The 555-nt window shown below is 55.7% G+C and carries 1 pseudogene; it reads right to left on the bottom strand.

What is annotated here, in order from left to right:
• A pseudogene (locus tag B7444_RS10410) lies at window positions 1-555 on the bottom strand (IS5 family transposase); the annotation flags it as partial.

Here is a 555-nt window from a genome sequence, read left to right as displayed (position 1 = left end):
CATAGCCAGAAGATGACGGTTGCGGCGAGGCAGATGGCGGAGAAAAAGACATTCGGGCATCTGTCATAGCGTGTTGCAATACGCCGCCAGTCCTTGAGCCTTCCGAACATCATCTCGATGCGATTGCGGCGTTTATATTTTCTCTTATCGTATTTGACCGGTTTTCCGCGAGATTTCCGTCCTGGAATGCAGGGCTTTATCCCTTTCTCTTCCAGGGCGTCCCTGAACCAGTCGGCGTCATACCCGCGATCTCCCAGCATCCATTGTGCTGCAGGAAGACTGTCCAGCAGGGCAGCGGCACCGGTATAATCGCTGATCTGCCCCGCAGTCATGAAAAAGCTCAGCGGTCGTCCGTTCTGATCGGTGACCGCTGGAGCTTGGTATTCATACCGCCTTTGGTGCGACCGATCAGGCGGCCTGGATCCCCTTTTTTAGCCGCAGGCTCGAAGCCGTGCGGTGCGCCTTGAGATGCGTCGCATCAATCATAATCGTCTGAGGCTCGGTTTTCGCAGCAGACAGGCCATCCATCATCCGCATGAAAATGCCCATGTCGCC

The sequence above is a fragment of the Gluconobacter thailandicus F149-1 = NBRC 100600 genome (genome assembly GCF_000964465.1).
GTDB lineage: Bacteria > Pseudomonadota > Alphaproteobacteria > Acetobacterales > Acetobacteraceae > Gluconobacter > Gluconobacter thailandicus.
This window is presented reverse-complemented; position numbering and strand designations above follow the sequence as displayed.